Here is a 5,593-nt window from a genome sequence, read left to right on the forward strand (position 1 = left end):
CGATTTCTCGCGTCCGCGCACCGCGGGCATCATCGCGGTGGGGCTGGACGAGGGTGATTTTCTCATCGGCGCCTCGATCACCGACGGCCGCCACGACGTGATGCTGTTCTCCGACGGCGGCAAGGCGGTGCGCTTCGACGAGAACGACGTGCGCCCGATGGGCCGCACCGCGCGCGGCGTGATCGGCATGAAGCTTGCCAAGGGCAAGAAGCTGATTTCGCTGCTGGTGGCGGAAGACGAAAACGATTTCGTGCTGACGGCGACCGAAAACGGCTACGGCAAGCGCACGCCGATCGCCGAATACACCCGCCATGCGCGCGCGACGCAGGGCATGATCGCGATCCAGACCAGCGAACGCAACGGCAAGGTCGTGGCGGCAACGCTGGTGAAGGAAGACGACGAAATCATGCTGATCACCACCGGCGGCGTGCTGATCCGCACCCGCGTCAAGGAAATCCGCGCCATGAGCCGCGCGACGCAGGGTGTCACGCTGATCAACCTGGACAAGGGCGAGAAACTGATCAGCCTGGAAAAAGTAGCTGAAACCGACAACGAAGAGGAATGATTCCGGCACAAAATCACCCGTGGTTTTGTCGCCTTCGCCTTGCCGTACTTGGTGTACTGTCTGCGGCTCGGCTTCGCGCCACGAATGATTTTGCCCCGGAATCAATGAAAGGATAGCTAGAGATGACGATCTATAACTTCAGCGCCGGCCCGGCCGTGCTGCCCAGGGACGTATTGCAACAGGTGCAGGCCGAACTGGTCGACTGGCACGGCAGCGGCATGTCGGTGATGGAAATGAGCCATCGCGGCAAGGAATTCATGGGCATCGCCGCCGAGGCGGAGGCCGACCTGCGCGAGTTGATGGGCATCCCCGCCAACTACAAGGTGCTGTTCCTGCAGGGCGGCGCGTCGAGCCAGTTCGCCATGGTGCCGATGAACCTGTTGCGCGGCAAAGCTTCCGCCGATTACCTCAACACCGGCGAATGGTCGAAGAAGGCCATCAAGGAAGCCAAGAAATACGGCGCAGTGAACGTGGTGGCGTCGAGCGAGGACAAGAACTTCAGCTACGCGCCGACACAGGACCAGTGGAAGCTCGATCCGAACGCCGCCTACGTGCATTACACGCCCAACGAAACCATCGGCGGGGTGGAAATCTTCTGGACGCCCGATTTGGGAACGCAGCCCGGCAGCGTGCCGCTGGTGGCGGACATGTCGTCGACCATCCTGTCGCGCCCGATCGACGTGTCGAAATTCGGCGTGATCTACGCCGGCGCGCAGAAGAACATCGGCCCGGCCGGGCTGACCATCGTCATCGTGCGCGACGACCTGATCGGCGAGACGGTCAAAGGCACGCCGACCATGTTCGACTACAAGATCCACGCCGACAACGACTCGATGTACAACACGCCGGCCACCTTCGCCATGTACACGGCAGGGCTGGTGTTCAAGTGGCTGAAGGCGCGCGGCGGCCTCGTCGCGATGGAGGCGACCAACCGCGAGAAGGCGAACCTGCTGTACGACGCGCTCGACGCGACCGATTTCTACGCCTCGCCGGTGGCGCGCGACAACCGCTCGCTGATGAACGTCCCCTTCACCCTGAAGGATGCCGCGCTCGACGAGGCCTTCCTCAAGGCCGCCAAGGGACGCGGCCTGATCCAGCTGAAAGGCCACCGCTCGGTCGGCGGCATGCGCGCCTCGATCTACAACGCCATGCCGGTCGAGGGGGTGCGCGCGCTGGTCGATTGCATGCGCGAATTCGAGAAAAGCCATGGCTGACGCCGCCCGCAAGGTGCTCACCCTCAACGCCATTTCCGCGCGCGGGTTGGCGCGCTTGCCGCAGCACTATGTCGTCGGCGGCGACATTGCCGACCCGGACGGCATCCTGGTGCGTTCGGCCAACATGCACGAGATGGAGATTCCCGCCTCGGTGCAGGCGATCGGCCGCGCCGGCGCCGGCACCAACAACATTCCGGTGAAAAAACTGTCGGAACGCGGGGTGCCGGTGTTCAATGCGCCGGGGGCCAACGCCAACGCGGTGAAGGAACTGGTCATTGCCGGCATGCTGATGGCGGCGCGCAACCTGGTTCCGGCGCTGAAGTTCGTCGAAGGCCTGTCGGGCAGCGACGAGGACATGCACAAGGCGACCGAAGCCGGCAAAAAGCAGTTTGCCGGCACGGAGCTGCCCGGCCGCACGCTTGGCGTCGTCGGCCTCGGCGCGATCGGCTCCACCATCGCCGAAGCCGCGATCAGGCTCGGCATGAACGTGGTCGGCTTCGACCCCGCGATCACGGTGGATGCCGCGTGGCGGCTGCCGTCGCAGGTCAGGCGCGCCGAGAGCGTGGAAGAGGTGCTGCGCCAGGCCGATTTCGTCACCCTGCACGTGCCGCTGCTGGACGCCACGCGCAATCTCATCGACGCCCAGCGCCTGGGTATGATGCGTTCGGGCGCGGTGCTGCTGAACTTCGCGCGCGAGGGCGTGGCCGACAACGCCGCCGTGATCGAGGCGCTCGACGCCGGCAAGCTGCATGCCTACATCTGCGATTTTCCGGCGAATGCGCTGCAGGGCCACGCCAGGGTCGTCGCGCTGCCGCATCTGGGCGCCAGCACCTCCGAGGCCGAAGAAAACTGCGCGGTGATGGTGGCCGGACAGCTGGCCGACTATCTGGAAAACGGCAACATCCAGAACGCGGTCAACTTCCCCAATGTCAGCATGGCGCGCGAATCGGCGTATCGCATCGCGATCGCCAATGCCAACGTGCCCAACATGGTGGGGCAGATTTCGTCGGTGCTGGCCGCCGCCGGACTCAACATCCACAACATGGTCAACAAATCCAGGGGCGACATGGCCTATACCCTGGCCGATGTCGACAGCGCGGTGGGCGATGCCGTGATGCGCCAGCTGGCGGGGATTGCCGGTGTGCTCGCGGTGCGTTATCTGCCCGACGCCTGACCCGATGGACGAGGCATTGAAGGCGCTGCGCGCGCGCATCGACAGCATCGACGACACCTTGCTGCAGCTGGTTTCCGAACGCGCAGGCCTTGCGCAAGCCGTCGGCCGTGCCAAGAACGGCGAAAAGATCTATCGCCCCGAGCGCGAAGCCCAGATCGTGCGCCGCCTGCGCGAAACCAACCCGGGACCGCTCGACGGCGACACCGTCGAGCGCCTGATCCGTGAAGTCATGTCGGCCTGCCGGGCGCTGGAACAGGACATCCGCGTGGCCTACCTGGGTCCGGCCGGCACCTTCAGCCAGGCGGCCGCCTACAAGCACTTCGGCCATGCCGTCGAGGCGGTTGCCGAAGCCGACATCGACGCCTGTTTCCGCGCCGTCGAAACCGGACGTGCCGATTTTGCCGTGGTGCCGGTGGAAAACTCCACCGAGGGTGCGATTGCGCGCACGCTCGATCTGATCGTCGCCAGCCCGCTCAGGATCTGCGGCGAGATCATGCTGCCGATCCACCAGAACCTGATGCGCAAAAGCGCGGGCCTGGAGGGCATCGACCGCGTCTATGGCCATGCCCAGTCGCTCGCGCAGTGCCAGAACTGGCTCAACCGGCATCTGCCCCGGGCCGAGCGGGTGAGCGTCGTCAGCAACAGCGAAGGCGCGCGCCGTGCCGCGGCAGAGTCCGATGCCGCCACGCTTGGCAGCGACGCCGCTGCGGAGTTGTATGGCCTTGCCATCGTCGAAGCGCGCATCGAGGACGAAGCCGGCAATACCACCCGCTTTCTGGTCCTTGCGCCTGCCGATGCCGCTCCGTCCGGTCGCGACAAGACCTCGCTCGTCGTCGGCGTGCACAACCAGCCCGGCGCCATCGTCAAATTGCTGCAGCCGCTGGCTGACGCCGGGGTTTCCATGAGCAAGCTCGAATCGCGTCCGGCGCGTTCGGCCAACTGGGAATACCTCTTCTTCGTCGTCTGCGAAGGCCATCGGCAGGACGCCAAACTCGCCGCCACGCTCGCCGAAATCGAGTCGCGTGCCGCCTTCCTCAAGATTCTCGGTTCCTACCCCGCTGCGCAGTCATGAATTGTTGCGATCTCGCTCCCGCCCACATTCGCGCCATCGCCCCCTATCGCCCCGGCAAACCCATCTCCGAGCTCGCGCGCGAACTGGGCCTGGACGAGGCCGACATCGTCAAGCTGGCGTCGAACGAAAACCCGCTCGGCCCCAGCCCCGCCGCACTGGTTGCGGCGCAGGATGCGCTGCACGACATGGCCCTGTACCCCGACGGCGCCGGCTTTGCGCTGAAGGCGAGGTTGTCGGCGAAGCTGGGTGTCGCGGCCGATCAGATCGTGCTGGGCAACGGCTCGAACGATGTGCTGGACATGGCTGCGCGCGCGTTTCTCGGCCCGGCTGCGTCGGCGGTGTATGCGCAGCATGCGTTCGCCGTTTATCCCATCGCCACGCTGACCGCGGGGGCGGCATGCATCGAGGTGGCGGCGAGGGATTACGGCCACGATCTCGAAGCCATGCGCGCGGCGATCCGCGACGACACGCGGGTGTTGTGGATCGCCAACCCCAACAACCCGACCGGCACTTTCCTGCCGTGGGCGCAGATCGAGGCCTTCCTCGAAACCGTGCCGCCGCAGGTGCTGGTGGTGCTGGATGAGGCCTACGGCGAATACCTGCCGCCGGCCGAACGCTGCGACACCGCGGCCTGGCTGGCGCGCTTTCCCAATCTGCTGATCAGCCGCACCTTTTCCAAGGCGTATGGCCTGGCTGGACTGCGCGTCGGCTACGGCCTGGGCAGCGCCGCTGTGATCGATCTGCTGAACCGGGTGCGCCACCCTTTCAATGTCAGCGTACCTGCCCTGGCGGCCGCCGAAGCGGCGCTCGGCGACGAGGCGTTCCTCGCGCGCAGCCATGCATTGAATGCCGCCGGCATGGCGCAACTTGTTGCGGGGCTGACCGATTTAAAGCTTGAAACGATACCGTCGAAGGGTAATTTCCTGCTGGTCAAAGTAGGCGATGCCGCGCGCATCAACACTGTGTTGCTCAAGCGCGGCATAATCGTGCGGCCGGTCGACAATTACGGCCTGCCCGAGTTCCTGCGCGTATCGGTTGGACTCGCCGCGCAGAATGCCCGTTTCCTCGATGCCCTGAGAGCCTGCCTGTGATCGTCGAGACGCTCGCCATCGTCGGCACCGGCCTCATCGGCGGTTCGTTCGCGCTGGCGCTGAAACAGGCGGACGCGGTGCGCGAGGTTCTGGGGGTCGGGCGGAGCCCCGCACAGCTTGCCGTCGCGCACGAACTCGGCCTGATCGACCGCGCCGTCGGCTGGGCCGAGGCCGGGCAGGCCGATTGCATCCTGCTGGCGATCCCGGTGGGAGAAACGGAGGAGGTACTCAGGCAACTCGCGCCGCACCTGAAAACGGGTGCCGTCGTCACCGATGCCGGCAGCACCAAGCTCAACGTCGTCGAGGCGGCGCGTGCCGCACTTGGGGACCGCTTCGCCGATTTCGTGCCGGGCCATCCCATTGCGGGCTCCGAACAGTGCGGCCCCGGTGCCGCGCGTATCGATCTCTATCGGGGCAAGCGCGTGGTGCTGACGCCGCAGATCGACACGCGCGCCGACGCGGTTGCCACCGTGCGCC

At 65.7% G+C, this 5,593-nt stretch carries 6 protein-coding genes; all 6 read left to right on the forward strand.

Features of this window, described 5'->3' with window-relative positions:
• Positions 1 to 565, forward strand: a 565-nt coding sequence (locus tag Q0L94_RS07545) for a DNA gyrase C-terminal beta-propeller domain-containing protein (RefSeq protein WP_296751990.1), incomplete at its 5' end; no start/stop codon positions are given.
• Positions 566 to 687: 122 nt separating this feature from the next.
• Positions 688 to 1,779, forward strand: a complete 1,092-nt coding sequence (gene serC / locus Q0L94_RS07550; RefSeq protein ID WP_296751992.1) for a 3-phosphoserine/phosphohydroxythreonine transaminase — start codon at positions 688 to 690, stop codon at positions 1,777 to 1,779.
• Positions 1,772 to 2,953, forward strand: coding sequence for a phosphoglycerate dehydrogenase (locus Q0L94_RS07555; protein WP_296751994.1), 1,182 nt, complete (start codon positions 1,772 to 1,774; stop codon positions 2,951 to 2,953). The genes serC and Q0L94_RS07555 overlap by 8 nt, the downstream gene beginning before the upstream one ends.
• A 4-nt stretch (positions 2,954 to 2,957) precedes the next feature.
• Entirely contained in the window at positions 2,958 to 4,025 is a 1,068-nt protein-coding gene (gene pheA / locus Q0L94_RS07560; RefSeq protein WP_296751996.1) for a prephenate dehydratase, read from the forward strand.
• A complete protein-coding gene (hisC, locus tag Q0L94_RS07565; protein WP_296751999.1) occupies positions 4,022 to 5,116 on the forward strand; it encodes a histidinol-phosphate transaminase in 1,095 nt (364 codons plus the stop codon). Before pheA ends, hisC begins: the two co-directional genes overlap by 4 nt.
• Positions 5,113 to 5,593: prephenate dehydrogenase/arogenate dehydrogenase family protein (locus tag Q0L94_RS07570; protein ID WP_296752001.1), on the forward strand; the 481-nt coding region annotated here is incomplete at its 3' end. The genes hisC and Q0L94_RS07570, both read left to right, overlap by 4 nt.

The organism is Thiobacillus sp. (assembly GCF_024708915.1).

Excerpts from the sequence above, each read along its gene's own strand:
- serC (WP_296751992.1), top strand. The coding sequence starts at position 688 with ATGACGATCTATAACTTCAGCGCCGGCCCGGCCGTGCTGCCCAGGGAC.
- Q0L94_RS07555 (WP_296751994.1), top strand. The coding sequence starts at position 1,772 with ATGGCTGACGCCGCCCGCAAGGTGCTCACCCTCAACGCCATTTCCGCG.
- pheA (WP_296751996.1), top strand. The coding sequence starts at position 2,958 with ATGGACGAGGCATTGAAGGCGCTGCGCGCGCGCATCGACAGCATCGAC.
- hisC (WP_296751999.1), top strand. The coding sequence starts at position 4,022 with ATGAATTGTTGCGATCTCGCTCCCGCCCACATTCGCGCCATCGCCCCC.